We start from the raw sequence: 26,150 nt of genomic DNA on the forward strand, positions 1-26,150 counted from the left end.
CCGGCAAGGGGACCAGGCCAGTTAAATCCTGCGGATATCGCCGTGAAGCTCGCGGTGAAGCAGTGTGCAAAGCGGGGGCCGGTGATGAGATATTAGTGATTGCCCGACCACTATCAAAACGATATATTTTCTTTGTTCTTGTTAGCCAATCTCACATAACCACCGATCGCCTGGAGACGGCCATGGCCTGGAAGAGCGCCTGGGAGAAAGACCTGCCGCGCGGCTGGCACCGCGAGCTGCCGCGCCTGCCGGCGCTGACCGCGCTGCGCGCGTTCGAGGCCGCGGCGCGGCACGAGAGCTTCTCGCGCGCCGCCACGGAGCTGTTCGTCACCCACGGCGCGGTCAGCCACCAGATCCGCGCGCTCGAAGACGAACTGGGCATGCCGCTGTTCGAGCGCCACGGCAAGCGCGTGGCGCTGACGCCGGCGGGCCGGCTCTATGCCGAGCGCGTGCGCGACGCGCTGCTGCAGATCGCCGATGCCACGCGCGCGCTGCAGGCCGGCAACCGCGACAAGCGCCTGACCATCAGCACCATGCCGTCGTTTGCCGCACGCTGGCTGACGCCGCGCATCGGCAGCTTTATCGAGCGCCACCCGGAACTGGATGTCGAACTGCTGTCGTCCAACACGCTGGTCAACTTTGCCCACGAAGAAGTCGATATCGCGCTGCGCATGGGCAGCGGCGACTATCCCGGCCTGTATGTGGAGCGGCTGCTCGACGACGTCTTCTTCCCGGTCTGCAGCCCCGCCTTCAATGGCGGGCGGCTGCCCGAACGGCCGCAGGACATGGCGGGCATGCCGCTGCTGCGCGGCGAGGGCGATCCGTGGAAGCCGTGGTTCGAGGCCGCCGGGCTGGACTGGCCCGAGCCGCGCAAGGGCTTGCTGCTGGAAGATTCGTCGCTGCTGCTGCAGGCCGCCTCGGAAGGCCAGGGCATCGCCCTGATCCGCTCTTCGCTGGCCTGCAACGACCTGCTGTCCGGGCGCGTGGTGCGGCTGTTCGACGTCAGCATCCCGTGCCCGTGGCTGCTGTACTTCGTGTGCGCGCCGGGTTCGCTGAACCTGCCCAAGGTGCAGGCCTTCCGCGGCTGGCTGCTGCCCGAGATCGAGCGCTTCCGAGAGGTGCTGGCGCAGTGGGAGTGAGTCAGTCTTGCGGGGTGTCGTCGACGTGCGCCGCACTGGCAGCGGCAGCGGCATCGGCTGCCGGCTTTGCGCGCGCCCGGCCGGCGCGCGGGTGAGCCTTGTCGTAGACCTTGGCCAGGTGCTGGAAATCCAGCGCGGTGTAGACCTGCGTGGTCGAGATGCTGGCATGGCCCAGCATCTCCTGCACCGCGCGCAGGTCGCCAGATGACTGCAGCATGTGCGTGGCGAAGGAATGCCGCAGCATGTGCGGATGCACGTCGGCCGGCACGCCGGCGCGCAGCGCCTGCTGCTTGAGCCGCAGCTGCACGGTGCGCATCGACAGGCGCCGTCCGCGCGGACCGAGGAACAGGGCATGGGCGTCCTCGGGCGCGGCGCCCGGCCGCAGCAAGCCGTCGCGCACCGCCAGCCACGCCTGCAGCGCCGCGAGGGCCTTGCTGCCGACCGGCACCGAGCGCCGGCGCGAGCCCTTGCCGGTTACGGTGACCTCGGCGCCGGCCAGGTCGAGCCAGCCGCTGGAGCGGTAGCCGTCGGCATCGGCATAGCGCAGGTCCAGTTGCACCAGCTCGGACAGCCGCAGCCCGCTCGAGTAGAACAGTTCGTAGACGGCCTGGTCGCGCAGCGCCTCGGCGTCGGTGCCGGCAGGGTGCGCCACCAGCGCCACCGCGTGCTCGACCGACAGCGCCTTGGGCAGCGCGTGCCCGGAGCGCGGCGCGCGCACGCCGTCGACCGGATTCACGCTCACGCCATGGCCATGGCGCGCCGCCCAGAGGTAGAAGCCGCGCCATGCCGACAGCGCGCGCCCGATACTGGTGCCGACCAGTCCGGCGGCATGCAGCCGTGCGGCGAAATTGCGGATATGGTGGGTCTGCAGCGCCAGCAGCGCGACGCCCGGCGCATGCTGCGCCGCGTGCGCCTGCAGCACGCGCAGTTCGCGCGCATAGCCCGACAGCGTGTGCTCGGCCAGCTTGCGGCTGCCGCGCAGCCAGTCGAGATAGCGCGTGACCAGCGGGTCAGGCGGCGGCGCTTCGCCGCCGGCGGGAGCGGACGGCGCGACCACATCGCGCGGCGGCCGGCGTGCAGTCATGGCGTCATGCCGAGTGCCGCGGCTTCAGTCGCGCAGCCGCTTCAGCGCGGCGCCCGCGACCTCGCCGATCTGCGACAGGTAGGCGGTGCCCATGCCGTCGTGGAAGCGGCGCGGATCGGGCGAGCCGAGCACCAGCAGGCCAAAGGCCGCGCCACGCACGTCGGCGCCGGCCTCGGCCTCGCCGGCGCGCAGCGGCACGCGCAGCGTCACCATCGCCAGCGAGGTGATATCGTCGCGCTCCAGCAGGCTGGCCGCCTCGAAGCCGCTGTTGCTGCCGCAGTACGGCGCACGCAGGCCTTCGGCGAAGATGCGCAGGTCTTCGCCGGCGCCCTGCGCCACTTCCATGTGCGCGTACTGTTCGGCGACATCCCACAGCCTGAGCGCCACCGCCGGCACGTCGAACACCTGCCGCAGGCCGTCCTGCACCGCATACGGCAGCGCATGCGAATCGGCCTCGGCCAGCAGGCGCAGTTGCCAGTCGTGCAGGCGCTGCTGGGTGCGGTCGTTCTCGTGGCCATGGCGGACCAGGTCCGCCAGGCGCAGCTCCAGGCCCTTGTTCTTCTCGCGCAGGATTTCCATCTGGCGCTCCTGCAGCGACACGGCGCGATGGCTGTGCGGGCTGGTCAGCTGCACCGCGGCCAGCAGCTCGGCATGTTCTTCGAAGAACTCGGGATGGCTCTGCAGGTAGGCGGCAACGTCTTGGGCGTTCATGGGGCGTGGACCGGTAGAGGTAAAGTGGGTGGCAGTTTAGCAAAGGGGGCGCCAAGCGCACGGCGAAGGCGGTCGCGCCGCGCTGGCAGGCTCCCTCTCCCGCAAGCGGGAGAGGGGAGCAAACCACCGGCGTGCCCCCGCTACGTCTGGATCAGCCGCTTCTGCCGCGAAATGCTCATCAAGATGCCGATGCCCGCGCCCAGCGTCACCAGCGCGGTGCCGCCGTAGCTGAGCAGCGGCAGCGGCACGCCCACCACCGGCAGGATGCCGCTGACCATGCCCATGTTGACGAAGGCATAAGTGAAGAAGATCAGCGTGATCGACCCCGCCAGCAGTCGCGAGAACAGCGTCGGCGCATTGGCCGCGATAAAGAGCCCGCGGAAGATCAGCAGCAGGTACAGCACCAGCAGCACCGCGTTGCCGATCAGGCCAAACTCCTCCGAGTACACGGCGAAGATGAAGTCGGTGTGCTTTTCCGGAATGAACTCCAGGTGGGTCTGCGTCCCCTTGAGCCAGCCCTTGCCCTCGACCCCGCCCGAGCCGATCGCAATGATCGACTGGATCGTGTGGAAGCCCTTGCCGAGCGGATCGCTGGTCGGATCCAGCAGCGTGCAGACGCGGTGCTGCTGGTAGTCGTGCAGCACCGGCCAGTTCACGCCTGGCGCGCACATGTCGTTCTGGAACGTGATCAGCAGCGTGATGGCGACCACCAGGATGCCCATCAGCGGCAGGATCAGCTTCCACGACAGCCCGGCGAAGTAGATCACGTACAGGCCCGCGGCCATCACCAGCAACGCCGTGCCCAGGTCGGGCTGCTTGGCGATCAGGCCCACCGGGATCAGCAGCAGCCCCAGCGCGACGATGAAGTCGAACCAGCGGATCACGCCTTCGCGCTTCTGGAAGTACCATGCCAGCATCAGCGGCATCGAGATCTTCATGATCTCGGACGGCTGGATCACCATGCCGACATAGAGCCAGCGGCGCGCGCCCTTGCGGATCAGGCCGAACATGGCCACCGCGATCAGCAGCGCCACCCCCACCGTATAGATCGGCACCGCCACCCGCATCAGCGTCTGCGTCGGCAGGTAGGCGATCACGAACATCACCACGTACGACAGCAGGATGTTGCGCAACTGGTCCTCGACCCGGCCGGGCATGTCGATGGCGGCCGAGTACAGCGCCACGATGCCCGTGGCGAACAGCAGGAACACGATCAGCGAGAGCGGCTTGTCAAAACCGGTCAGCGCGCTCTTGACCAGGGACATGACGCGGCGTCGATCCATGCGCGTCTCCTTCAGCGGGTGGCGTCGGCACCGCTGGCTGCCTTGGCAGCGACGGGCTTGACGCGTGGTTTGGGCGCGGGCGCCTTGGCCGGCACGACCGTCGCGGAGGCCGGCGCGGGGGTCTGCGGCTTGCTGTGGCCCAGCGCCTGCAGCATGCGCTGGTCCAGCGTCTGCACCGCCGAGGCCGGGGCGATGGCGTCCGGGTCCAGCATCGCGGCGATCGCCTCCGGCGTCGGCACCTGCGCGGCCGAGGCCGCCGCCACCGCGCTGGCGTCAGCGCCGCTGGCCGGTGCGCCGCCGCTGGACATCACCGTGGCACTGGCAATGCTGGCGGTCTGGCCGGTGGTGAACACGCTCGGCGTATCCACCGGCGCGCGGCCGGCCACGCGCTCGCCGGCGGGCGGCGCGATCGCCTCCAGTTCGGCGGGCCACTTGCCGGTCAGGTAGTAGTCCATCACCTTGCGCGCGATCGGCGCGGCCACCGCGGCGCCGAAGCCGGCGTTCTCGACGATCAGCGCGATCGCGATCTTGGGGTTGTCGGCTGGCGCGAAAGCGGTGTACAGCGAGTGGTCGCGCTTGTGCTCGGCGAGCGCGTGGTGGTTGTACTTCTCGCCCTTGGACAGGCTGTAGGTCTGCGCCGTGCCGGTCTTGCCGGCGGATTCGTAGGCGGCGCCGGCAAACACGCGCGCGGCGGTGCCCGAGTGCGTCACCGCCACCATGGCGCGCTTGATCACGTTGATGTCGGCCTGCTTGAACGGGATGGTGTAGCTTTCCTTGGGCACGGTCAGCGTGCGCTTGCGCGTGACCGCGTCCTCGATGGCCTTGACCAGGTGCGGCTTCATCACCTTGCCGTCGTTGACGATCACCGAGGTGGCCTGCGCCAGCTGCAGGATGGTGAAGCTGTTGTAGCCCTGGCCGATGCCCAGCGAGATGGTCTCGCCCTCGTACCACTTCTGCTGCTCGGGCTTGCGGTAGGCGCGGCGCTTCCAGTCGGTCGACGGCAGGATGCCGCGGCTTTCGCCTTCGATATCGATGCCGGTGATCTGGCCGAAGCCCAGCGGCTTCATGAAGTCATGGATGCCGTTGACGCCCATGTCGCGCGCCAGCGCGTAGTAATAGGTGTCGCACGAATGCACGATCGAGCTGTGCATGTCGACCCAGCCGTGGCCGCCCGGCTTGTCGTCGCGGAAGGTGTGGTTGCCCAGCGTGAAGAAGCCCGGGTCGGACATGCCCCACGCCGCGGTGCGCTTGCCGGTGGTCAGCGCGGCCAGCGCCATGAACGGCTTGTAGGTCGAGCCCGGCGGATAGGTGCCCCGGAGGGGTCGGTTCAGCAGCGGCTTGTCGGGCGAGCCGTTGAGCTCGTTCCAGGTATTGGTGTCGATGCCCTCGACGAACAGGTTGGGGTCGAAGGTCGGCTTGGAGACGAAGGCCAGGATGTCTCCGGTGGACGGCTCGATCGCCACCAGCGCGCCGCGGCGGTTGCCATAGAGCGCCTCGGCCAGCTGCTGCAGGCGGATGTCGAGCGACAGGATCAGGTTGTTGCCCGGCGTGGCGGGCGAGGTCGACAGCGTGCGGATCGGGCGCCCGCCGGCGCTGACTTCCACTTCCTCGAAGCCGGTCAGCCCGTGCAGCTCGCTCTCGTAGCTCTGCTCCAGGCCAATCTTGCCGATGTAGTTGGTGCCCTTGTAGTTGTCGGCATCCTTGCGCGGATCGTACTTGGCGCCGTCGGCGTCGTTGGCCTCGTCCATGGCCTCGATGCGCTCCTGGTCGCGCTGCGAGATCCGGCCCAGGTAGCCAACCACGTGCGAGGCCGACTCGCCCAGCGGGTACTGGCGGAACAGCCGCGCGCGCACGTCGACGCCGGGGAAGCGGAAGCGCTGCGCGGAGAAGCGCGCCACCTCGGCATCGGTCAGCTGGCTGCGGATCGGCAGGCTTTCGAAGCTGCGCGACTCCTCCATCAGCCGCTTGAAGCGGCGCCGGTCGCGCGGCTGGATCTCGACCAGGCCGGACAGGCTCTCGATGGTGTTGTCGAGCGTATCGGTCAGCTTGGACGGAGTGATCTCCAGCGTATACGCCGAATAGTTGCGCGCCAGCACGATGCCGTTGCGGTCCATGATGATGCCGCGGTTGGGCTCGATCGGCGCCACCGAGATGCGGTTGTCCTCGGCCTTGGCCGAGTACTGGTCATGCTTGTACCACTGCAGCCACAGGAAGCGCGAGAACAGCAGGCCGAAGCAGATCACCGTAAACAGCGCCGCGGCCGCCACGCGGATGCGGAAGCGGCCGATTTCCAGTTCGACGTTGCGGATTTCGGTCATGGTACTGCGTGGCCTGGAGAAATCGGGGGTGGACGGTGGCGGGCGATGGCGGCGGCGGCGTCAGATCGGCCGGGTCTCGTCGACATCGGTCGAGCGGCGCTGCGGCGCCAGCAGCAGGCTGGTGGCCAGCGGCCACAGCAGCGCCTCGATCGCCGGCGCCAGCAGCAGCGGCCAGCCCGGCAGCGGCGCGCCCATCGCCAGCCGGATCAGCACCGGCACCGCGTGGGCGATAAACAGCAGCGGCAGCACATGCAGCGCCTGGGTATAGACCGTGAACCACAGCACGCGGCGGTGGATGGTGATGGCGAAATAGGCCAGCAGCGTGTACGCCAGCGCATGTTCGCCCAGCAGGCGGGCATCGTGCACGTCCATCAGCAGGCCGAGCAGGAAGGCCACGCCCATGCCCACCTTGCGCGGCTGGTGGATGTTCCAGAACACCAGCACCAGCGCCACCATGTCCGGGATCCACAACGTGGTGCCCCACGGCATCAGGTTGAACAGGAACGCCAGCACGAAGCTGAAGGCGATAAAGGCCGGGTTGACCGGCCGCAGCAGGTATTGGGGATTGGTCACCGTGATGCCTCCTTGGCGGGCGCCGCCTTGCCGGCCGCGGCGCTGTCTGCGGCGGCGCGCGCCGCGGCGGACTTGGCGCCCTTGACCGGCGCTTCCGGCCGGGCCTCGACCGCTTCGCGCGCCGGGATGTTGGCGTCGTAGCGCACCACCAGCAGCTGGCGGTGCGCGCGCACGCCGGCCACCGGCTCGCAATACACGCGCGAAAACGCGGTATCGGCCTTGCGCTCGATCTGCACGATCTTCGCCACCGGCAGGCCCGGCGGATAGGTGCCGTCCAGGCCCGAGGTCACCAGCAGGTCGCCCTGCTGCAGGTCGGCGGCAGCGGCCATGAAGCGCAGGTCCAGGTGGCCCGCGCGCGCGCCGCCGAAGGCCACGCTGCGCAGGCCGTTGCGCACCACCTGCACCGGAATCGCCTGGTCCTTGTCGGTCAGCAGCGTCACCTCGGACTGGAACGGCGACACGCGCGTCACCTGCCCGACCACGCCGCGCTCGTCGATCACCGGATAGCCGGCGCGCAGGCCGTGCTGGCTGCCCTTGTCGATGACGATGCGCTGGCTGTACGGGTCGCGCGCGTCATACAGGATCTCGGCCGCGGTCACCGGCGTGGCCGACTGCTGCGCCAGCCCAAGCAGCTTGCGCAGCTGGTGGTTCTCGGCCTCGAGCTGCGCCTGGCGCACCGAGGCCTGGGCCTGCTGCACCGCGTTCTGGCGCAGTTCGCGGTTCTCGGTGGCGAGCATCGCCGACGACTGCGCATAGTCGAACATGGTGCGCAGCGCGTCGCGCGGCGCCAGCACCAGGCGCTCGACCGGCATCAGCACGGTGGCGGCAACCTGCCGGCCCACGCGCAGCGCGTCGAAACGGGCATCGACCACCAGCAGCGCCAGCGCGATGCCGACGTACAGGACCAGCCTGGCGACGGCCGAGGTGCCTTGCTTGAAGAGCGGCGGAGGGGAGTAATCCATTTACCCGAACAAAGGCCGGAGGCCACGCGGAAACGCCCCGCCGCCCGCCGTGGCGCGCCCCGCCCCCTGGCGGGGACAGGCGCGGCACGGTCGGGCGGCGGGAGCTGCCAGGGCCCGGCCCCGGCGGATGAGGCGCCGCGACGCCGCCATGATCGGTCGATCCGGCAGGCCGCGCATCGCCACGTGAGCGTCCTTCTTACTCGTAGGAGAAGATGCTGCCCAGCTTGTCCATGCGTTCCAGCGCCATGCCGGAGCCGCGCACCACGCAGGTGAGCGGGTCTTCGGCGACCAGCACCGGCAGGCCGGTTTCCTCGGCCAGCAGGCGGTCCAGGTCGCGCAGCAGCGCGCCGCCGCCGGTCAGCATCATGCCGCGTTCGGCGATGTCGGCGCCCAGTTCGGGCGGGGTCTGTTCCAGCGCGATCTTCACCGCCGACACGATCTGGTTCAGCGGATCGGTCAGGGCTTCCAGGATTTCATTGGACGACACCGTGAAGGCGCGCGGGATGCCTTCGGACAGGTTGCGGCCCTTGACTTCCATCTCGCGGACTTCGGAGCCCGGGAAGGCCGAGCCGATTTCCTTCTTGATGGCCTCGGCGGTCTGCTCGCCGATCAGCATGCCGTAGTTGCGGCGGATGTAGTTGACGATGGCCTCGTCGAACTTGTCGCCGCCGACGCGCACCGAACCCTTGTAGACCATGCCGCCCAGCGAGATGATGCCGACCTCGGTGGTGCCGCCGCCGATATCCACCACCATCGAGCCCGACGGCTCCGACACCGGCAGGCCGGCGCCGATCGCGGCCGACATCGGTTCCTCGATCAGGTACACCTGGCTGGCGCCGGCGCCCAGCGCCGATTCGCGGATGGCGCGGCGCTCGACCTGGGTCGAGCCGCACGGCACGCAGATGATGATGCGCGGGCTCGGGCGCAGCAGCTTGCTGTCATGCACCATCTTGATGAATTGCTTGAGCATCTGCTCGGTCACGGTGAAGTCGGCGATCACGCCGTCCTTCATCGGGCGGATCGCCTCGATATTGCCCGGCACCTTGCCCAGCATCTGCTTGGCTTCCTTGCCCACCGCCGTGATGGTCTTCTTGGCGTTGGGGCCGCCCTCCTGGCGGATCGCAACGACCGAGGGCTCGTCCAGCACGATGCCCTTGTCGCGCATGTAGATCAGCGTGTTGGCGGTGCCGAGGTCGATCGCCAGGTCGTTGGAGAAGTAGCTGCGGAGAAATCCGAACATCAGGAATCCTGTCTGTGATGGGGTTCGCGGGTAAGCGAAGCGGCCGGCGCCGCGAGCGGCCCGGCCACGAAATGGGTTGTGTTGCGTTGAATACGGAATGGTTCTCGGCTTCCCGCTCCGCCCGCCGCCCGGGCCGGAGGCTGTCCGGCCGGATGGGAATGGGATCGGTACCGCCGGCGCACCGTGCGCGCCGGCCCTACGGGAACCTTTGATTAGACCCCGCCGAAAAGTTCGCGGAAATGTGCAGGCGCCGGCGCATCATGCTGCTTGTCGCGCAGCATGCGGAGACCGGCGGCAAGGCCTAATCAGAGGACCCAGGTTTGCCCTTCGGGCGCCTTCGGACACCGGGCGCACAGGCGCCGGACGCAGGCCATGTGGCGTAGGCGTTGCCAAAGGTCGGTAACTCGCAATGATACCTTATAATTCTGGCGACTTCGGGCGTTTACAGCCTGAAAATACCTGCAATTCTGGCGACTGCGGCGTGCCCACCGGCGCCTGCGGTCAGGCTTCGGGCCGTGCGACGCAATGGCCCCGTGAGCCAGCCGCCGGCGCAGCCCGCGCCGCCCTTCGTATCCCAGTATCCGAGCATCGACCCACCACGCCATGGCCCTCGACCTATCCGACGTCAAGCGCATTGCCCACCTCGCCCGCATCGAAACCAGCGATGACGAGGCCGCCCAGACGCTTGCGCAGCTGAACAACTTTTTCTCGCTGGTCGAGCAGATGCAGGCGGTCGACACCACCGGCATCGAGCCGCTGGCGCATCCGCTGTCGGCAGTGCGCGACATGGTCCAGCGCCTGCGCGAGGACGTGGTCACCGAAGCCGACCGCCGCGCCGATTACCAGCGCCCCGCGCCGGCCACCGAAAACGGCCTGTACCTGGTGCCCAAGGTCATCGAATGACCCTTGCCCGGGCCGTGCCGCCAGCCGCGCCACGGTCCGCCCGCCAGTACAACACCCCTGATGCCAACCGACTGTCATGCCCTTTTCCGCTGATTCCGTGACCTCCCTGCGCCAGCTTGCCGACGCCCTGGCCGCGCGCTCCGTCTCCGCCGAGGAACTCGCGCGCGAGTACCTGGCCCGCATCGAGCAGGCCGCCGCGCTCAACGCCTTTATCCACGTCGATGCCGAGCTGACCCTGGCCCAGGCCCGCGCCGCCGACGCACGCCGCGCGCGCGGCGAAGCCGCGCCGCTGACCGGCGTGCCGGTCGCGCACAAGGATGTGTTCGTCACGCGCGGCTGGCGCGCCACCGCCGGCTCGAAGATGCTGGGCAACTATGAAAGCCCGTTCGACGCCACCGTGGTCGAGCGCATGGCCGCCGCCGGCATGGTCACGCTGGGCAAGACCAATATGGACGAGTTCGCGATGGGCTCGTCCAACGAGAATTCGCATTTCGGCCCGGTACGCAACCCGTGGGACGCCAGCCGCGTGCCCGGCGGCTCGTCGGGCGGCTCGGCCGCGGCCGTCGCCGCCGGCCTCGCGCCCGCCGCCACCGGCACCGACACCGGCGGCTCGATCCGCCAGCCGGCATCGTTCTCGGGCATCACCGGCATCAAGCCGACCTACGGCCGCGTGTCGCGCTACGGCATGATCGCCTTTGCCTCGTCGCTGGACCAGGGCGGCCCGATGGCCCACACCGCCGAGGACTGCGCGCTGCTGCTCAACGCCATGGCCGGCTTCGACCCCAAGGACTCGACCAGCATCCCGCCCGCGCAGGGCGGCGTGGACGAGGACTACACCCGCCTGCTGGGCCAGCCGCGCGCCGGCGCCAGCGCCGAGCGCCCGCTGGCCGGCCTGCGCATCGGCCTGCCCAGGGAGTACTTCGGCAAGGGCCTGGCGGCCGACGTCGAGCAGGCCGTGCGCGCGGCGCTGGCCGAGTACGAGAAGCTGGGCGCGACGCTGGTCGAGGTGTCGCTGCCCAAGACCGAGCTGTCGATCCCGGTGTACTACGTGATCGCGCCGGCCGAGGCCTCGTCCAACCTGTCGCGCTTCGACGGCGTGCGCTACGGCCACCGCGCCGCCGAGTACCGCGACCTGCTCGACATGTACAAGAAGACCCGTGCCGAAGGCTTCGGCGCCGAGGTCAAGCGCCGCATCATGGTCGGCACCTACGTGCTGTCGCACGGCTACTACGACGCCTACTACCTGCAGGCGCAGAAGATCCGCCGCATCATCGCCGACGACTTCCAGCGCGCGTTCGCCCAGTGCGACGTGATCATGGGCCCGGTGGCGCCGACGGTGGCATGGAAGCTGGGCGAGAAAACCTCGGACCCGGTGCAGATGTACCTGGCCGATATCTTCACGCTGTCGACCAGCCTGGCCGGCCTGCCCGGCATGAGCGTGCCGTGCGGCTTCGGCGCGGGCAACATGCCCGTCGGCCTGCAGCTGATCGGCAACTACTTTGACGAAGCGCGCCTGCTGCAGACCGCGCACGCGTTCCAGCAGGCGACCGACTGGCACCTGCGCCGCCCCGCCAAGGCCTGACCATGACCCGCGCCCTGCTCCGCCTGCTTGCCGCCGCCGCGCTTGCCGCGCTGGTGGCCGGCTGCATCCAGCTGCCGATCATCGGCAAGCCCACGCCGATCGCCAGCCGCGACATCGACCTGGCCGGCGACTGCCGCCGCACCGAGGAAGACGGCTTCCGCGAAGACGCGCAGCTGCGCATTGCGGACAACAGCGTGCAGCAGCTGTCGTGGAAGCTGTGGGTAGGCAAGCGCGGCTCGTGCAGCTTCAACCTGGCCGAATTCCGCCAGGTCCAGAAGAAGCCGCATATCGAGCTGCGCGCCAACGACGGCAGCGGCTGCAAGCTGATGGTGTGGCAAGACCCGCGCCGCGTCACGCTGGCGCACGCCAACTGCCAGCAGCGCTGCACCCCGGGCATCTATGAAGAGGCCTGGCCAGTGATGTTCGAGCCGGGTACCGGCGCCTGCGCCCGCACGCGCTGAAGCCACAGTCGCCACCGAAGCCACAGCAGCCGGCCATGGTCCACGCCCACCTCCCCCCGCAACACGCGCCGCGCGCCGCCCGTCCGGCGGGCGCGTGGCTGCGCGCCGCGGTGGCGCTGGGCTTTGGCACGTGGCTGGCCGGCGCCGCGGCGCATACGCCGGACCTGACGGCCCCCGCACTGGACGCGCCGGCACCGCTGACGCCGGCGGGCGTGCTGGCGCCAAACGCCGTGAGCCGGGCCGCGCCCGCCTCGTCGGCAGCCGCCAGAACTGCAGTCGCGCCCGTGCCCGCGCAGCGGGTCCAGCTGCGCGGTGATGCCGCCACGCCGGCGCTGAGCGCCTACTGGTTCCTGCCGCGCGAAGGCGCCACGCCGCGCGCGCTGCCGGTGGTGGTGGCGCTGCACGGCTGCGGCGGCCTGCTGGCGCAGCGCGCCGCGCGCGACGGCACCGCAGCGACAACCGCGACGGCAGCGGGCACCGACACCGCCGATGCTGCCGCGCTGCTCCAGCAACGCTACCGCGAATACGCGCACTGGCTCACCGAACGCGGCTACGCGGTGCTGATGCCCGACAGCTTCAGCGCGCGCGGCAGGCCCCACGGCATCTGCGCCGAGCCCGTCGACAACCGCGCCATCGACGACCGCACCCGCCGCGCCGACGCGCTCGCCGCGCTGCGCTGGGTGGCGCAGCAACCCGCCGTGGACGCGTCGCGCATCGTGCTGCTGGGCTGGTCGAACGGCGCGCAGGCGGTGCTGGCCACCGTCGACGCCAGCCGCCCGTGGCCGGCCGGCACGCCGCTGGTCGAGCGCGCGGTGGCGTTCTATCCCGGCTGCAAGCGCGCGGTGCAGCAGCACAGCTTCCGCCTGCGCTCGCCGCTGCTGCTGATGATCGGCGGCGCCGACGACTGGACCCCGGCGACCCGCTGCGCCATGCTGCAGAGCGCGGTGCAGGCGCGCCAGCCGGGCGCGCGCTTCCGGCTGGAGATCTACCCCGGCGCCTATCACGGCTTCGACGGCACCAGCGAGCTGCATCGGCGCACCGACGTGCCTGCCGCAGCCATGCGCAAGAGCCAGAGCGTCACCGTCGGCGGCGACGCGGTAGCGCGCGTGGCCGCGCTGGCCCAGCTCGACTCCTGGCTGGCCAGCCCCGACCCCTGACGACCACGCCATAACCAGACAGAACACCGGGGCGGCGCTGCCGCTCCCCCGCAACAGACAACACCGAAAGAACCGAACAGGAATACCGCCATGCAATGGGAAGTGGTGATCGGCCTCGAAACGCACGCGCAGCTGTCGACGGCCTCCAAGATTTTTTCCGGCACCTCCACCGCCTTCGGCGCCGAGGCCAACACGCAGGCATCGCCGGTGGACCTGGCGCTGCCGGGCGTGCTGCCGGTGCTCAACCAGGGCGCGGTCGAGCGCGCGATCCAGTTCGGCCTGGCGATCGGCGCCACCATCGCGCCGCGCAGCGTCTTTGCGCGCAAGAACTACTTCTACCCCGACCTGCCCAAGGGCTACCAGATCAGCCAGTATGAGATCCCGGTGGTGCAGGGCGGCACCATCACCATCCAGGTCGAGGGCAAGCAGGGCGAGTCCTACGAAAAGACCGTCAACCTGACGCGCGCGCACCTGGAAGAAGACGCGGGCAAGTCGCTGCACGAGGACTTTGCCGGCATGACCGGCATCGACCTGAACCGCGCCGGCACGCCGCTGCTGGAAATCGTCACCGAGCCCGACATGCGCAGCGCCGCCGAAGCGGTGGCCTACGCCAAGGCACTGCACTCGCTGGTGGTGTGGCTGGGCATCTGCGACGGCAACATGCAGGAAGGCAGCTTCCGCTGCGACGCCAACGTCTCGGTGCGCCCGCTCGGCCAGAAGGAATTCGGCACGCGCCGCGAGATCAAGAACCTGAACTCGTTCCGCTTCCTGCAGCAGGCCATCGAATACGAAGTGCAGTGGCAGATCGCAGAAATCGAGGACGGCCGCAAGATCCAGCAGGCCACCGTGCTGTTCGATCCGGACACCGGCGAAACCCGCGCCATGCGCACCAAGGAAGACGCACACGACTACCGCTACTTCCCCGACCCGGACCTGATGCCGCTGGAGATCGAACCGGCCTGGATCGATCGCGTGCGCAATGCGCTGCCGGAGCTGCCGGCCGCGATGCAGGCACGCTTTGTCTCGCAATACGGCCTGTCGGCGTATGACGCGACCACGCTGACCGCAACCAAGGCATTCGCTGCCTACTACGAGGCCGTGCTCGCCGATGCCGGCGCCGCCAACGCCAAGCCCGCCGCCAACTGGCTGATGGGCGACGTGGCCTCGCAACTGAACCGCGAAGGCATCGCCATCGACGCCGCCCCGGTCACGCCGGCGCAGCTGGCCAGGCTGCTGGCGCGCATCGCCGACGGCACGGTCTCGAACAACACCGCCAAGAAGGACGTGTTCCCGGCGATGTGGGCAGGCGAGCACGGCGGCGACGCCGATGCCATCATCGCCGCCAAGGGCCTGAAGCAGATGTCCGACAGCGGCGAGCTGGAGAAGATCATCGACGACGTGCTGGCGGCCAATGCCAAGTCGGTCGAGGAATTCCGCTCGGGCAAGGAAAAGGCGTTCAACGCGCTGGTCGGCCAGGCGATGAAGGCGACCAAGGGCAAGGCCAATCCGGCGCAGGTGAATGAACTGCTGAGGAAGAAGCTGGGCTGAGTGCAGTCACTCGCCCGGTTGTTTGCTCCCCTCTCCCGCCTGCGGGAGAGGGGCCGGGGTGAGGGCGGGTCAAAGGCTGAAGCCCGTGGGTTAACACCGTTGGCCTTGCTTTAGGTGGTACCTCGCTAGCCCACCCCTCACCCCTACCCTCTCCCCATGAGGGGAGAGGGAGAACACCTTGCTAAGGCTAGCTCGGGCGGCTTTGGAGCACCCAAAACCGCTCTCCTCTTTGTGTGTCGGGCAGCTTATGTTGGGCAGTTCTGCCTACATCCCCGCCCTTCCCCGCACCGTCTCCTCCAGCAAAGACCTCAGCTTTGCCAGCGCCCCCGGATCCCCGTGTGCCGCGGAGCGCGCGTACCAGATCTTCGCCTGCTCTAGATCCCGGTCGACCACGCCCGGCTCGCCACGCTCATAGAAACTGCCGACGATGTACTGCGCGCCGCCGTTCCCCGCGCTTGCCGCGCGCTGGTACCACGCAAACGCCTGCGCGTAGTCGCGCGGCACGCCGCGGCCGGTGAAGTAGTTCGTCGCCAGTTCCATCTGCGCCTGCACGTGGCCGCCCTGCGCCGCGCGCTCATACCAGCGGTTCGCCTCTTCCAGCGATTTCGGCACCAGCTCGCCGCGCTCGTACAGGTCGCCCCAGGTGTATTGCGCATGGGTCATGCCGTTGTCGGCTGCCTTGCGCAGCCACACCAGCGCTTCTTGCGGCTGCGCGGCGGTGCCCTCGCCGCGCAGCAGCATCATCGCGTAGTTGAATTGCGCGAGGCGGTTGCCCTGGCGCGCGGCGGCGGAGAAACCCTGCAGAGCCTGGTCGAAGCGGCCCGACTCGTAGGCCGCGACAGCGTCGCGGGTCTGCGCCTGCGCCGGCGCGGGCGGCTGCGGTGCCGCGGCGGCGGCTGGCAACAACACCAGCCACGCGCAAAACGCGCCGGCCAGCACGGCGGCATGCGGGAAACGGGCTTTCGACATGGCGGACTCCGGCGCGAGGCCTTCTTTGCTTCAGTGTAGGAGTCCGCCGAGGTGCCCGGTAGCGACTGCATTATCTACACGAATAATCAACTAGCTGAGAATTCAGCTATAATCATTCGTCGCACCAATAATCCGAACGCTGGCTCAGATCCAGCCTGCGCGGTGCAGCCGCCGCCACAGCGCGCCGCAGGCCACCGCGGTCACGCCGATCACGGCCGGGTACGCGTAGTGGATCTTGAGCTCGGGCATGAAATCGAAATTCATGCCGTAGAGGCTGAACACCACGGTCGGAATCGCCAGGATCGCGCCCCAGCCGGCCAGCCGCTTTACCACTTCGTTCTGGCCGACGGTCACCAGCGCAAGATTGACCTGCACCGCGGTGGTCAGCATTTCGCGCACTACGTCGAGCGTGCGCACTAGCCGGCTGGCGTGGTCTTCGATATCGCGGAAATAGGCGCGCAGCTCCTTCGGCACCAGTTCTTCGTGCAGCCGGATCAGCTGGCCGCACATGTCCTCGACCGGGCTGACCGCATTGCGCAGGCGCAGCACCTGGCGCTTGACCTGGTACAGGCGCTCGATCGCGGCGCGGTCGAACTCGTCGCGGAAGATGCCCTGCTCGAGCGCCTCGAAGTTGTCCTCCAGGCGCGTAACGATGGGCAGGTAGTGGTCGACGACGAAGTCCATCAGCGCGTACAGCACATAGCCGGGCCCGTTGGCCAGGCCGTGCGGGTCGTGCTCGCAGCGCTCGCGCACCGGCGCATAGGTGCTGCTGGCGCCGTGGCGGACCGAGACCACGTAGTTGGGGCCGACGAACAGATGGGTCTCGCCGACCACGACTTCGTCCTGCACCAGCTGCGCGGTGTTGAGCACCACGAACACGGAATCGCCGTAGGCCTCGAGCTTGGGCCGCTGGTGCGCGTTGGTCGCGTCTTCGACCGCGAGGTCGTGCAGGCCGAAGGCCTGCTGGGCCTGCCGCAGCAGCGCCAGGTCGGGCTCGTGCAGGCCCAGCCAGACGAAGGTGCCGGGCACCGCCAGCATCGCCGGGATTTCCTCCATGCCTACCGTGCCGAGCCGCTTGCCCTGCCGGTAGGCCACGCAATTGACGATGGCGCCCATGGAAACTCCGCTGATCAGATGGCGCAATCGTAACAAGGCTTTGCACGATGCCCGCGCCGCGCGATGCCGAGGCCGCGCAAGCCGCGCCGGCCACACTTGCGCCGCGCCACCGGCGCGCGCATGGAGCCCACGCGCCACCTGCGGTACATATCGATCCAATTGTTACAGTTCGCGACAGATACGACGTTAGAATGTGGCATTTCCACGGTCACCCGGCTATGTCCCAGAAGAAAACGCCACGCTTCGAGCTGCGCAGTGGCAACGTCGACGCCCTCCTTCTCGCCCTCCAGACCGCCGACATGGCTGCGCTGCGGGATGACCTCCTCACCCGCTTCGAAGCCACCCCCGACTTCTTCTCCAATGATGTGATCGCGCTGGACCTGCGCGCGCTCGACGATGACAGCGAAGTCGCGCTCGGCACCGTGATCGACACGCTGGCCACACTCAAAGCCCGCGCCATCGGCGTGGTGGCCCGTGCCGGCCAGCGCGAGTGGGCCGAGCGCTTCGGCCTGCCGCTGCTCGACAGCCAGGCCCGCCGCAACGGCGCCGCCGAGCGTGCCGCCGAGGCCAAGGCCGCTGTCGCCGCGGAACAGGCCGCCGCCGAACAGGCGGCGCGTGAAGAAGGCGCCCGTGCCGCGGCCCAGGCAGCCACCGACGCCGCCGTCGCCGCGGCCGTGCGCCAGACCCAGACCCTGCTGATCGACAAGCCGCTGCGCTCCGGCCAGCAGGTCTACGCGCATGGCGACGTGGTCATCATGGACGTGGTCAGCTACGGTGCCGAGGTCATCGCCGAAGGCAACATCCATATCTATGCCCCGCTGCGCGGCCGCGCGCTGGCTGGCGTCAAGGGCAACACTGCCGCGCGCATCTTCAGCACGTGCATGGAGCCCGAACTGATTTCCATCGCCGGCATCTACCGGACCGCGGAGCAGACGCTTCCGGCCGATGTGCACGGCAAGACCGCCCAGGTGCGCCTGGCCGATGAAAAACTGATCCTCGAAGCGCTGCGGCTCAAGTAACCGCGGCGCTCATCGGGACCGGATCACAGAGAGCGCAAGCTTCAACTTATTACTGGACCAAAGAGCCATGGCAAAAATCATCGTTGTGACCTCCGGCAAGGGAGGCGTCGGCAAGACCACCACCAGCGCCAGCTTTGCCGCCGGCCTGGCCCTGCGCGGCCACAAGACTGCCGTGATCGACTTCGACGTCGGCCTGCGCAACCTCGACCTGATCATGGGTTGCGAACGCCGCGTGGTGTATGACCTGATCAACGTGGTGCAGGGCGAAGCCAACCTGCGCCAGGCGCTGATCAAGGACAAGAAGTGCGAGAACCTGTTCATCCTGCCGGCCTCGCAGACGCGTGACAAGGACGCGCTGACCAAGGAAGGCGTGGAGAAGGTCATCAACGGCCTGATCGAGATGGACTTCGAGTACATCATCTGCGATTCGCCCGCCGGCATCGAGTCGGGCGCGCTGATGGCGATGTACTTTGCCGATGAGGCCCTGATCGTCACCAACCCGGAAGTGTCGTCGGTGCGCGATTCGGACCGCATCCTCGGCATCCTGTCGTCCAAGACCAAGCGCGCCAGCGAGGGCGGCGACCCGATCAAGGAACACCTGCTGATCACCCGCTACAACCCCAAGCGCGTGCATGGCGGCGAGATGCTGTCGCTGACCGACATCCAGGAAATCCTGCGCATCAAGCTGATCGGCGTGGTGCCGGAATCGGAAGCGGTGCTGCACGCCTCCAACCAGGGCACGCCCGCCATCCACCTGGAAGGCAGCGACGTGGCCGACGCCTATGGCGACGTGGTGGACCGCTTCCTCGGCAAGGACAAGCCGATGCGTTTCACCGACTATCAGAAGCCGGGGCTGTTCTCGCGCATCTTCGGCAACAAGTAACGGTCAAGGAGGGCTCACCCCATGTCGATCCTTTCCTTCCTGCTGGGAGAGAAGAAGAAGTCCGCGTCAGTCGCCAAGGAGCGGCTGCAGATCATCCTGGCGCACGAGCGCACCGGCCATTCCGCCCCCGCCGACTACCTGCCCGCGCTGCAGCGCGAGCTGGTGGCGGTGATCTCCAAGTACGTCAAGATCGGCGACCAGGACCTGCGCGTCAGCCTGGAACGCCAGGACAACCTCGAGGTGCTCGAGGTCAAGATCGAGATCCCGCAGCACTGAGCACGGGACCCGGCAGCGCCGGGTCCATGCGGGGCTCGTCGCCCCGCCCCTTCCTTCTCCCCCCTCCTTCCCACCCTCCCGCTCCAACGCCCCGCCGCCGTGCCAGCGCGCCGCCGAGGCTTCTCCGCTGCGCTGCCGTATCACCCAAATGCAGAATTCTGTAGCGGCCAGACAACGGAATTGCACCAATTTCCTGCTTGAAAGCGCGGCTCCACGGAGTTTTGTGTCCTTGTTCCTTACGTTTTGTTAAATTTTCGCGGCGTTTACAGGAAACGTAGACCTTATCCCCGCCGTGATCCGGCGAAGGGCACAGTACAAGACAGAAAAGGAGCACCATGAAGAAATCGGCCATCGTCCTCGCAGCCGGCAGCCTGTTGGCAGGTTCGGCTTTCGCACAATCCTCCGTCACCCTGTACGGCATCGTCGACCAGAGCATCCGCTTCCAGACGAACGCGAACGCCAACAATGACAACTCGTGGGAACTGACCAACGGCGCCGTCACCAACAGCCGCTGGGGCATCAAGGGTAGCGAAGCCCTGGGCAACAACCTGAAGGCGATCTTCCAGCTGGAAAATGGCTTTGATCCGGACACCGGCCGCGCCAACCAGAATGGCCGCCTGTTCGGTCGTCAGGCCTACGTGGGCCTGAGCGGTGACTTCGGCACGATCAAGCTGGGCCGCCAGTACACCGAAGGCTTTAACTTCTTCGGCGACTACGATCCGCTGACCATCGGCAACTACACCAACAACGCCTGGCCGTTCTTCCTGACCAACTTCCGTAACGACAACGTGGTCAGCTACGGCGGCAAGTTCGGCGGCCTGGACGTGGGCGCCAGCTACGGCTTCGGCGAGCAGCCGGGCAGCATGAGCCAGAACCAGTACTGGGGCACCCGTGCCGCTTACACCTTTGGTCCGTTCGGCATCGGCGGCGTGTACCAGGAAGTCCGTAACACCACCGGCGAGAAGCAGCAGATGTGGGGCGCTGCCGGTAAGTACTCGATCGGCCCGGCCAAGATCTTCCTGGGCTACATCGGCGGCAAGGACCGCACCGGTTCGGTTGATGCTTCGCTGAACTTCACGGGCGGCGCCACGCTGAACCCGATCCCGGCTGGCGGCAACGCTGCAGCCAATCCGCGCAAGGACACCATCGGCTACATCGGCGTGACCTACCAGGCCACCCCGGCGCTGGCCCTGACCGGCGTGTTCTACGGCGACTACGTCGAAAACGTCAACGGCGTGAACGACAACAACGGCCGCCGCTACACCGGCGTGCTGCTGGCCGAGTACTCGCTGTCCAAGCGCACCCAGGTCTACGGCACGGTTGACTTCAACAAGGTTTCGGGCGGCACCATCACCGAAATGCCGGGCCGCAACAACCAGACCGGCGCTGCCATCGGTATCCGCCACATCTTCTGATCGATTCCTGATCAGCAGTCACTGGCAAAAGGCACCTTCGGGTGCCTTTTTTCATGGGCGCGGCCGGCGCCGCAGCCACAGGTACCAGCCGGCCTGCGCGGCAGCGGCTTGCATCGGCTGCAGCGGCACCAGCAGGCCACCATGGCGGGCCACCACGCGCTGCGCGCACAGCAGCGCGGGACCGGGCCGCGCCAGCTGCGCGGCGCCCGCATCATCGGCGGGCTCGAACACGATCGACACCGCCACGCCACCGGCATGGCCGCGGCACGCGGTGCGCACGGCCGTGCCATGCGCCGCCGCGCCGATGGCGCTGCTAAGCAGCCATTCCAGCGTAGCGGCGAGCATCCCCGCGTCGCCGCCGATGCGCGGCAGGCGCCCGGCCGGGCGTTCGAGCCGGATGCCGGCCGCGCCGGCCTCGGTCCAGACGCGGTCGAGCGCTTCATCGAGCAAAGTTTCCATGGCGAGCCGCCGCATCCGATAGGCATGCCGCGTTTCGCGCAGCAGCCGGTTCAGGTCGTCGATATGGCGCAGCGAGCGGCGCGCATGGCCGTCCACCTGCGCCAGCAGCGCCGCATCGGCCTGCGACCGGGTCTGGCGCAGCGCCAGCCACGCCAGCAGCGAGGCATTGGGCTCGCGCAGGTCGTGGCCCAGCGCATGCAGCAGCATGTCGTGCACGGCGGCCGGATCGCGCACGTCGCAGCCACCTGCTGGCGCCTGCACCGCAGCCCCGCTGCGGCTGCGTCGCGCCAGCCAGCAGCCGCCCAGGCACCACGCCGCAGCAAGCAGCGCAAGGCGCAGCGGGCGCGCCGTCATGCCGCGGCCCGCTCGGCGTGTGCCAGGCGCTCCAGCCGGTACCCGTGCGTATAGACCGGGGTCAGCCGCATGCCGCGCCCGGCCTGCAGCCCGAGCTTGCTGCGCACGCGCGACACGTGGGTATCGATGGTGCGCGACATCGGCGAGATCTCGCGGCCCCAGACCGCGGCGGTGATGTGGTCGCGCGTGACGATGCGGCCTTCGTGGCGGAACAGCAGCACCGCAAGATCGAACTCCTTGGGCGTCAGGCCGATCGGCTGCCCGTTGCAGGTGACCCGGCGCAACGCGCAGTCGAAGGCGTAGTCGCCCAATCGCAGCGGCGCGTGCGGCGACGCCTGCGCGGGATACGCGCGCCGCAGCAGGCATTCGATGCGTGCGGCCAGCTCGGCCGGACGGATCGGCTTGACCATGTAGTCATCGGCGCCCGCGGCGAGCGCGCTGACGATGTCGTGCTCGGCATCGCGGCAGCTCAGGAACATGACCGGGATGCGCCGGTCCAGGTGGGTGCGCACCCAGGCCAGCACCTCGCGCCCGGACAGGTCCGGCATCTGCCAGTCCAGCAGCAGCAGGTCGAAGCCGGCGTCGCGCAGCGCCAGCAGCAGGCGCCGGCTTTCGCTGAAGCTGACGCATTCGAATCCCGCGCTGGCGACGACCTGGCGGATCAGCGCCGCATCCGCGGGCGCGTCCTCGAGCGATGCAATGCGCGGTGCCGTTTTCTTTCCCATGTTGCCTCCGACGTAGCTGGCCATCAGCGGGACATTTAATCCGGTGTAGCGGCCCGCCCGAATAGGAAAGCGCTCAATCTCGCCTTTCAACAATCTTTTACTTCTCGCCTCAGCGGGCCGCTCCTACCATGGGCTTCGCTGCGGTGCGACCCGTGCCCGCACAACCTGTTTGTCGAGCTGTGTCCATCCCGGCGGCGCACTGCGGTGCGTCCGCGCACAGGAGCCACGTCCGTGAAGATCGCCGCGCTGCAGGCGGACCCCACCCTCGCCGTCAGCATCGAACAGACCCTGCGCCTGAACGGCCACCAGTGCACGCGCTACCTCAGCGGGCGCGCCGTGATCGGCGCGCTGCGCGGCAGGTCGTTCGACCTGCTGATGCTGGATTGCGATACGCCGGGCCTCCCGGCATTGGAAGTACTGGCGTGGGTGCGCCGCATGCTGGGCCCCGAGATGCCGGTGATGCTGACCGGAACCTCTAACGAAGAAGGCTTTGTCGCGGCCTGCCTGGCGCAGGGCGCGGACAGCTACGTGCCCAAGCCGCTGCGCACCGCGGAACTGGCCGCGCGCGTGCTGGCGCTGCTGCGCCGCGCGCGGCCGGCGAGCGCGGATTGCGACCTGGAACACGGGCCGTTCCGCTTTGCCACCGCCGAGCGGCAGGTGTGGGTGCAGGGCAAGCCGGTGCTGCTGGCCCCGAAGGAATTCGACCTGGCGGTGCTGCTGTTCCGCAACCTGGGCTCGCTGGTGCTGCGCCAGACCATGGTCGACCAGGTCTGGCGCTATCACATGGACGCCGCTTCGCGCACGGTGGACAGCCACCTGTCGCGCGTGCGCACCAAGCTGGCGCTGTGGCCGCACAACGGCGTGCGGCTGTCGTCGGTATACGGGCTGGGCAGCCGGCTCGATGCGGCCTAGCGCTTCTGCGGCGCCGGCACGCCGGGCCGGGTGATTCAGTCAGCCTTGATGCCGGCTTCCTTGACGATGCGGGCGTTCTCCGCGGACTCTTCGCGGATGGCCTTGGCAAACTGCGCCGGCGTGCCGCCGGTCGGCACTTCGCCGCCCTTGAGCAGGCGCTCATGCACTTCCGGCTCTGCCAGCGCCTTGTTCAGCTCGGCGTTCAGGCGGTTGATGATGGCCGCGGGGGTCTTGCCCGGCGCGAACACACCGAAGGTGGAGGTCAGGTTGGCCTTGGGGTAGCCCAGCTCGGCCAGCGTCGGCACGGCGGGCAGGCTCTCCAGGCGCTTGGGCGCGCCCACCGCCAGCGCGCGCAGGCGGCCCGCCTGCATATGCTGGCTCAGCACCGGGCTGGCGTTGGTGCTCATCACCTCGAACTGGCCGCCGAGCGCATCGTTCATCTGCTGGCCCGCGCCCTTGTACGGGATCAGCACGATGTCGGCCTTCGATTTCTGCTTGACCTGTTCCAGCACCACATGGCCAACCGTGCCCAGGCCCGACGTGGCCCAGCGTACCGAACCCGGTTTGGCGCTGGCCTGGCCGACCACGTCGGCAAAGCTCTTGCCGCTGAACGCGGAAGTCGCGACCACCAGCACCGGCGAGTACATCACGCTCATCACCGGCGCCACGTCCTTCTGCGGATCGTAGTTGACGCGGCCGACGTGCGGATTCAGCGTCAGCGGGCTGGTGGCGGCAAAGCCGAGCGTGTAGCCGTCCGGCGCTGCCTTGGCCACCGCATCGATGCCGATGCTGCCGCCCGCGCCGGCCTTGTTCTCGACCACCACCGAGGTGCCCATCTGCGCCGACAGGCGCTCGCCGAGCGCGCGCGCGACGGTGTCGCTGATGCCGCCGGTGGGATAGGCGACGATCAGGCGGATCGGGCGGCTGGGATAGGCGTCGGCCGCGGCGGCCGTAACGTGGGTCAGTGCGGTGCCAGCGAAGACGCACGCTGCGGCCAGCAGCGACGGGCGGAAGGGGAAGGCCATGATGGGAAAGCGGGAGAGATTCGACGGAAGCGGCCGCGCGGCGGCAACGGGCCGGCGCGGCGCGGAACAGCCGCTATCTTAGCCGATCATGCGGCGCGTTCAGCGCTCCAGCGGCCGCTCCGGCACCCACGAGACGAAGAGCTCGTTGGCGCGATCATAGAGCCGCCAGCCCGTGCCGCAGTCGCGGCAGCAGAACGACAGCATGCTGTACGGCACCCCGGCGGCGCTCTGGGTCACCACCGGGGCCGTGCCGCGCAGCGCCAGGCAGGCCGGCGGCTCGCGCCGGCGCGGATCGTCGGCCAGCGCCAGGCAGCGCTCGCAGGGCGGCATGGCGGGGGCGGTGGAAGGGTCTGGGGCGGCTGGCATCGTCGGCGGCGTCGGCGGAAACGGGGCAGGTCTGACTTGAGTGCCCGCCATGATGCCGCAAAATTCCGCGCGGCAGCAGCACCCTTCGCGGATGACATCAGGCCGCCTGCGTGCGCGCCACCGTGGCTGGTGCCGCCGCGCGCTGGCCAAGCCACACGCTGCCCAGCACCAGCAGCGCGCCGGCCGCCTGCACCGCGGTCAGTGCCTGCCCCAGCACCAGGAAGCCGAGCACGGTGGCGCTGACCGGACTGAGCAGGCCCAGCGCCGCCACCGCCGCCGGCGCCATGCGCCCTACCCCGCGAAACCATAGCGCGTAGCTGAAACCGGCGCCGACGATGCTGAGCCACGCGTAGCCCAGCCAGTTGACCAGCGTGAAATGACCCGGCAGCGGTTCCAGCACCAGCGCGAACGGCAGCAGGAACAGCCCGCCCGCGCACAACTGCCATGCCGTCAGCACCAGCGGCGAGACCGGCGGCCGCCAGTGCCGCGTCAGCACCGTGCCCACCGCCATCGACACCGCTCCCGCAGCCGCCGCAGCGACGCCGACGGCATCCAGCCGGGCGGCCGGTCCGAGCACCAGCAGCGCCACGCCGAGCAGCCCGCCCGCGCCGGCCATCCACGCGGCGGGGCGCGGCCGCGCGCCCAGCCAGGCCCACGCCAGCACCACCACGATCAGCGGCTGGATCGCCCCGACCGTGGCCGCCACGCCGCCCGGCAGGCGGTAGGCGGCGATGAACAGCATCGCCTGGAAGAAGCCGATATTGAGCACGCCCAGTACCGCCGCGCGCCACCACCACCCGCCCTGCGGCAGTTGCCGACCGATGGCGAGCATCGCCAGGCCGGCCGGCAGCGCCCGGATCACGCCGGAAAGCAAGGGCTGCCCAGGCGGCAGCCACTGACTCGTCACCAGATAAGTGCTGCCCCAGATCGCGGGGGCCAGGCCCGTCAACAGGATGTCCCGGAACCCTGGCCCGGCCGCCGCAGTCGTCGAAACGCTGTTCGCCTTCATGTCGATATTCTTGATGTCAAGATAAATCACTTTACGAAGGCGATCGGTTGATGTCAAGATACTTCGCTCACCCCTTGCACCTGTATCCCCTGCCCTGATGACCGCCCGCCGCAAACCCGAAGACGCGCCCGACCATGTCGACGGCATCCTCGCCCAATGGGCGCGCGAACGGCCCGATCTCGATGCCTCGCCGATGGGCATCCTGGGGCGGCTGGGCCGGCTCAATCGCCATACCGGCCGGGCGATCGAGGCCGCGCTGGGCGCGACCGGGCTGCAGCCGTGGGAGTTCGATGTGCTGGCGACGCTGCGGCGTGCCGGGCCGCCCTATGCGCTGTCGCCAGGCGCGCTGATCGGTTCGCTGATGATCACCTCGGGCACCATGACCAACCGGCTCGATCACCTCGAGCGGGCCGGGCTGGTACGGCGCGAGCCCAATCCGGAAGACCGGCGCGGGTTGCTGGTGGCGCTGACCGACGCCGGCCGCGAGCGCGTCGACCACGCGGTGGAGCTGCACGTGGCCAACGAGCACCGCCTGCTGGAAGGGCTGACCGCGACGGAGCGCGCGCAGCTGGCCGCGCTGCTGCGCCGCTGGCTGCGCATGTTCGAGCCGCCCGCCGGCGATGGCGGCGAAGGCAAGTCGGGCGACTAAATCAGTCGACTG

At 68.8% G+C, this 26,150-nt stretch carries 26 protein-coding genes; 12 read left to right on the forward strand and 14 right to left on the reverse strand.

Annotated elements, in window-relative coordinates:
* The first annotated feature begins 182 nt into the window (after positions 1-182).
* Complete coding sequence (locus tag U9J39_RS16755; protein ID WP_115679087.1) at positions 183-1,139, forward strand: transcriptional regulator GcvA; 957 nt, start codon at positions 183-185, stop codon at positions 1,137-1,139.
* A gap of 1 nt (position 1,140) precedes the next feature.
* On the opposite strand, the gene U9J39_RS16760 is transcribed toward U9J39_RS16755, so the two are convergent.
* The 7 genes from U9J39_RS16760 to U9J39_RS16790 form a co-directional block, all read right to left on the reverse strand.
* Entirely contained in the window at positions 1,141-2,223 is a 1,083-nt protein-coding gene (locus U9J39_RS16760; protein ID WP_116312016.1) for a tyrosine recombinase XerC, read from the reverse strand.
* 24 nt (positions 2,224-2,247) lie between these two features.
* Complete coding sequence (locus U9J39_RS16765; RefSeq protein WP_115707718.1) at positions 2,248-2,934, reverse strand: DUF484 family protein; 687 nt, start codon at positions 2,932-2,934, stop codon at positions 2,248-2,250.
* Positions 2,935-3,074: 140 nt separating this feature from the next.
* Positions 3,075-4,217 (reverse strand): rod shape-determining protein RodA, encoded by a 1,143-nt coding sequence (gene rodA, locus U9J39_RS16770; RefSeq protein WP_115707716.1) that lies wholly within the window; start codon positions 4,215-4,217, stop codon positions 3,075-3,077.
* A gap of 11 nt (positions 4,218-4,228) precedes the next feature.
* Complete coding sequence (gene mrdA, locus U9J39_RS16775; RefSeq protein ID WP_116312015.1) at positions 4,229-6,535, reverse strand: penicillin-binding protein 2; 2,307 nt, start codon at positions 6,533-6,535, stop codon at positions 4,229-4,231.
* Positions 6,536-6,595: 60 nt separating this feature from the next.
* Complete coding sequence (gene mreD / locus U9J39_RS16780) at positions 6,596-7,108, reverse strand: rod shape-determining protein MreD (protein WP_012351397.1); 513 nt, start codon at positions 7,106-7,108, stop codon at positions 6,596-6,598.
* On the reverse strand, positions 7,105-8,070 hold the full coding sequence (gene mreC / locus U9J39_RS16785; protein ID WP_115707712.1) for a rod shape-determining protein MreC: 966 nt from the start codon (positions 8,068-8,070) through the stop codon (positions 7,105-7,107). Before mreC ends, mreD begins: the two co-directional genes overlap by 4 nt.
* Positions 8,071-8,266: 196 nt before the next feature.
* Complete coding sequence (locus U9J39_RS16790; RefSeq protein ID WP_008648066.1) at positions 8,267-9,310, reverse strand: rod shape-determining protein; 1,044 nt, start codon at positions 9,308-9,310, stop codon at positions 8,267-8,269.
* A 603-nt stretch (positions 9,311-9,913) separates the two neighbouring features.
* Between U9J39_RS16790 and gatC the strand changes: the two genes are divergently transcribed.
* The 5 genes from gatC (at position 9,914) to gatB (ending at position 14,961) form a co-directional block, all read left to right on the forward strand.
* Entirely contained in the window at positions 9,914-10,213 is a 300-nt protein-coding gene (gatC, locus tag U9J39_RS16795) for an Asp-tRNA(Asn)/Glu-tRNA(Gln) amidotransferase subunit GatC (RefSeq protein WP_018006687.1), read from the forward strand.
* A gap of 76 nt (positions 10,214-10,289) precedes the next feature.
* Positions 10,290-11,795: an Asp-tRNA(Asn)/Glu-tRNA(Gln) amidotransferase subunit GatA gene (gatA, locus tag U9J39_RS16800; protein ID WP_115707710.1), complete on the forward strand. Its 1,506-nt coding sequence runs from the start codon at positions 10,290-10,292 to the stop codon at positions 11,793-11,795.
* A 2-nt stretch (positions 11,796-11,797) separates the two neighbouring features.
* Entirely contained in the window at positions 11,798-12,256 is a 459-nt protein-coding gene (locus tag U9J39_RS16805) for a hypothetical protein (RefSeq protein ID WP_115707709.1), read from the forward strand.
* Between the two features lie 35 nt (positions 12,257-12,291).
* A complete protein-coding gene (locus tag U9J39_RS16810) occupies positions 12,292-13,413 on the forward strand; it encodes a dienelactone hydrolase family protein (protein WP_116312014.1) in 1,122 nt (373 codons plus the stop codon).
* 90 nt (positions 13,414-13,503) lie between these two features.
* Positions 13,504-14,961: an Asp-tRNA(Asn)/Glu-tRNA(Gln) amidotransferase subunit GatB gene (gene gatB, locus U9J39_RS16815; RefSeq protein WP_115707705.1), complete on the forward strand. Its 1,458-nt coding sequence runs from the start codon at positions 13,504-13,506 to the stop codon at positions 14,959-14,961.
* Positions 14,962-15,225: 264 nt separating this feature from the next.
* Here gatB and U9J39_RS16820 read toward each other — a convergent pair whose 3' ends face one another.
* Both U9J39_RS16820 and U9J39_RS16825 read right to left on the reverse strand, forming a co-directional pair.
* A complete protein-coding gene (locus U9J39_RS16820) occupies positions 15,226-15,930 on the reverse strand; it encodes a tetratricopeptide repeat protein (RefSeq protein ID WP_115707703.1) in 705 nt (234 codons plus the stop codon).
* Positions 15,931-16,074: 144 nt separating this feature from the next.
* Positions 16,075-17,046, reverse strand: coding sequence for a magnesium and cobalt transport protein CorA (locus tag U9J39_RS16825; RefSeq protein WP_116312013.1), 972 nt, complete (start codon positions 17,044-17,046; stop codon positions 16,075-16,077).
* A gap of 218 nt (positions 17,047-17,264) precedes the next feature.
* Here U9J39_RS16825 and minC point away from each other — a divergent pair, with 218 nt between their 5' ends.
* The 4 genes from minC to U9J39_RS16845 all read left to right on the forward strand — a co-directional run bounded on the left by minC (position 17,265) and on the right by U9J39_RS16845 (position 20,639).
* Positions 17,265-18,065 (forward strand): septum site-determining protein MinC, encoded by an 801-nt coding sequence (minC, locus tag U9J39_RS16830; protein WP_115707700.1) that lies wholly within the window; start codon positions 17,265-17,267, stop codon positions 18,063-18,065.
* Between the two features lie 67 nt (positions 18,066-18,132).
* Positions 18,133-18,948, forward strand: a complete 816-nt coding sequence (gene minD, locus U9J39_RS16835) for a septum site-determining protein MinD (protein ID WP_115707698.1) — start codon at positions 18,133-18,135, stop codon at positions 18,946-18,948.
* A gap of 21 nt (positions 18,949-18,969) precedes the next feature.
* A complete protein-coding gene (minE, locus tag U9J39_RS16840; protein ID WP_012351386.1) occupies positions 18,970-19,224 on the forward strand; it encodes a cell division topological specificity factor MinE in 255 nt (84 codons plus the stop codon).
* A 335-nt stretch (positions 19,225-19,559) separates the two neighbouring features.
* Positions 19,560-20,639, forward strand: coding sequence for a porin (locus tag U9J39_RS16845; protein WP_116312012.1), 1,080 nt, complete (start codon positions 19,560-19,562; stop codon positions 20,637-20,639).
* A 51-nt stretch (positions 20,640-20,690) separates the two neighbouring features.
* Here U9J39_RS16845 and U9J39_RS16850 read toward each other — a convergent pair whose 3' ends face one another.
* Both U9J39_RS16850 and U9J39_RS16855 read right to left on the reverse strand, forming a co-directional pair.
* Positions 20,691-21,452 carry a sensor histidine kinase gene (locus tag U9J39_RS16850; protein WP_116312011.1) on the reverse strand — a complete coding sequence of 254 codons (762 nt, stop codon included), beginning with the start codon at positions 21,450-21,452 and terminating at the stop codon, positions 20,691-20,693.
* The gene (locus U9J39_RS16855) at positions 21,449-22,177 is read right to left on the reverse strand and encodes a response regulator transcription factor (protein ID WP_115681359.1); all 729 of its coding nucleotides are present in this window, start codon (positions 22,175-22,177) and stop codon (positions 21,449-21,451) included. Before U9J39_RS16855 ends, U9J39_RS16850 begins: the two co-directional genes overlap by 4 nt.
* A gap of 231 nt (positions 22,178-22,408) precedes the next feature.
* On the opposite strand from U9J39_RS16855, the gene U9J39_RS16860 reads away from it, so the two are divergent.
* Positions 22,409-23,089: a response regulator transcription factor gene (locus tag U9J39_RS16860; protein ID WP_115679073.1), complete on the forward strand. Its 681-nt coding sequence runs from the start codon at positions 22,409-22,411 to the stop codon at positions 23,087-23,089.
* Between the two features lie 35 nt (positions 23,090-23,124).
* Here U9J39_RS16860 and U9J39_RS16865 read toward each other — a convergent pair whose 3' ends face one another.
* The 3 genes from U9J39_RS16865 to U9J39_RS16875 form a co-directional block, all read right to left on the reverse strand.
* Positions 23,125-24,114 (reverse strand): Bug family tripartite tricarboxylate transporter substrate binding protein, encoded by a 990-nt coding sequence (locus tag U9J39_RS16865; RefSeq protein WP_115707692.1) that lies wholly within the window; start codon positions 24,112-24,114, stop codon positions 23,125-23,127.
* Between the two features lie 99 nt (positions 24,115-24,213).
* Entirely contained in the window at positions 24,214-24,480 is a 267-nt protein-coding gene (locus U9J39_RS16870; protein WP_240987640.1) for a hypothetical protein, read from the reverse strand.
* 97 nt (positions 24,481-24,577) lie between these two features.
* On the reverse strand, positions 24,578-25,489 hold the full coding sequence (locus U9J39_RS16875) for an EamA family transporter (RefSeq protein ID WP_116313211.1): 912 nt from the start codon (positions 25,487-25,489) through the stop codon (positions 24,578-24,580).
* Positions 25,490-25,586: 97 nt separating this feature from the next.
* Here U9J39_RS16875 and U9J39_RS16880 point away from each other — a divergent pair, with 97 nt between their 5' ends.
* Complete coding sequence (locus U9J39_RS16880; RefSeq protein WP_116377969.1) at positions 25,587-26,138, forward strand: MarR family winged helix-turn-helix transcriptional regulator; 552 nt, start codon at positions 25,587-25,589, stop codon at positions 26,136-26,138.
* Positions 26,139-26,150 lie beyond the last annotated feature (12 nt).

Source organism: Cupriavidus sp. SS-3 (assembly GCF_035818815.1).
Lineage (GTDB): Bacteria > Pseudomonadota > Gammaproteobacteria > Burkholderiales > Burkholderiaceae > Cupriavidus > Cupriavidus taiwanensis_C.

Coding starts and splice junctions, on each gene's coding strand:
- minE (WP_012351386.1), top strand. CDS start 18,970: ATGTCGATCCTTTCCTTCCTGCTGGGAGAGAAGAAGAAGTCCGCGTCA.
- U9J39_RS16870 (WP_240987640.1), bottom strand. CDS start 24,480: ATGCCAGCCGCCCCAGACCCTTCCACCGCCCCCGCCATGCCGCCCTGC.
- U9J39_RS16845 (WP_116312012.1), top strand. CDS start 19,560: ATGAAGAAATCGGCCATCGTCCTCGCAGCCGGCAGCCTGTTGGCAGGT.
- U9J39_RS16760 (WP_116312016.1), bottom strand. CDS start 2,223: ATGACTGCACGCCGGCCGCCGCGCGATGTGGTCGCGCCGTCCGCTCCC.
- rodA (WP_115707716.1), bottom strand. CDS start 4,217: ATGGATCGACGCCGCGTCATGTCCCTGGTCAAGAGCGCGCTGACCGGT.
- U9J39_RS16805 (WP_115707709.1), top strand. CDS start 11,798: ATGACCCGCGCCCTGCTCCGCCTGCTTGCCGCCGCCGCGCTTGCCGCG.
- U9J39_RS16765 (WP_115707718.1), bottom strand. CDS start 2,934: ATGAACGCCCAAGACGTTGCCGCCTACCTGCAGAGCCATCCCGAGTTC.
- minD (WP_115707698.1), top strand. CDS start 18,133: ATGGCAAAAATCATCGTTGTGACCTCCGGCAAGGGAGGCGTCGGCAAG.
- gatB (WP_115707705.1), top strand. CDS start 13,504: ATGCAATGGGAAGTGGTGATCGGCCTCGAAACGCACGCGCAGCTGTCG.
- U9J39_RS16825 (WP_116312013.1), bottom strand. CDS start 17,046: ATGGGCGCCATCGTCAATTGCGTGGCCTACCGGCAGGGCAAGCGGCTC.
- U9J39_RS16820 (WP_115707703.1), bottom strand. CDS start 15,930: ATGTCGAAAGCCCGTTTCCCGCATGCCGCCGTGCTGGCCGGCGCGTTT.
- U9J39_RS16850 (WP_116312011.1), bottom strand. CDS start 21,452: ATGACGGCGCGCCCGCTGCGCCTTGCGCTGCTTGCTGCGGCGTGGTGC.
- U9J39_RS16875 (WP_116313211.1), bottom strand. CDS start 25,489: ATGAAGGCGAACAGCGTTTCGACGACTGCGGCGGCCGGGCCAGGGTTC.
- U9J39_RS16855 (WP_115681359.1), bottom strand. CDS start 22,177: ATGGGAAAGAAAACGGCACCGCGCATTGCATCGCTCGAGGACGCGCCC.
- minC (WP_115707700.1), top strand. CDS start 17,265: ATGTCCCAGAAGAAAACGCCACGCTTCGAGCTGCGCAGTGGCAACGTC.
- mrdA (WP_116312015.1), bottom strand. CDS start 6,535: ATGACCGAAATCCGCAACGTCGAACTGGAAATCGGCCGCTTCCGCATC.
- U9J39_RS16755 (WP_115679087.1), top strand. CDS start 183: ATGGCCTGGAAGAGCGCCTGGGAGAAAGACCTGCCGCGCGGCTGGCAC.
- U9J39_RS16810 (WP_116312014.1), top strand. CDS start 12,292: ATGGTCCACGCCCACCTCCCCCCGCAACACGCGCCGCGCGCCGCCCGT.
- gatA (WP_115707710.1), top strand. CDS start 10,290: ATGCCCTTTTCCGCTGATTCCGTGACCTCCCTGCGCCAGCTTGCCGAC.
- U9J39_RS16790 (WP_008648066.1), bottom strand. CDS start 9,310: ATGTTCGGATTTCTCCGCAGCTACTTCTCCAACGACCTGGCGATCGAC.
- U9J39_RS16865 (WP_115707692.1), bottom strand. CDS start 24,114: ATGGCCTTCCCCTTCCGCCCGTCGCTGCTGGCCGCAGCGTGCGTCTTC.
- mreC (WP_115707712.1), bottom strand. CDS start 8,070: ATGGATTACTCCCCTCCGCCGCTCTTCAAGCAAGGCACCTCGGCCGTC.
- U9J39_RS16880 (WP_116377969.1), top strand. CDS start 25,587: ATGACCGCCCGCCGCAAACCCGAAGACGCGCCCGACCATGTCGACGGC.
- gatC (WP_018006687.1), top strand. CDS start 9,914: ATGGCCCTCGACCTATCCGACGTCAAGCGCATTGCCCACCTCGCCCGC.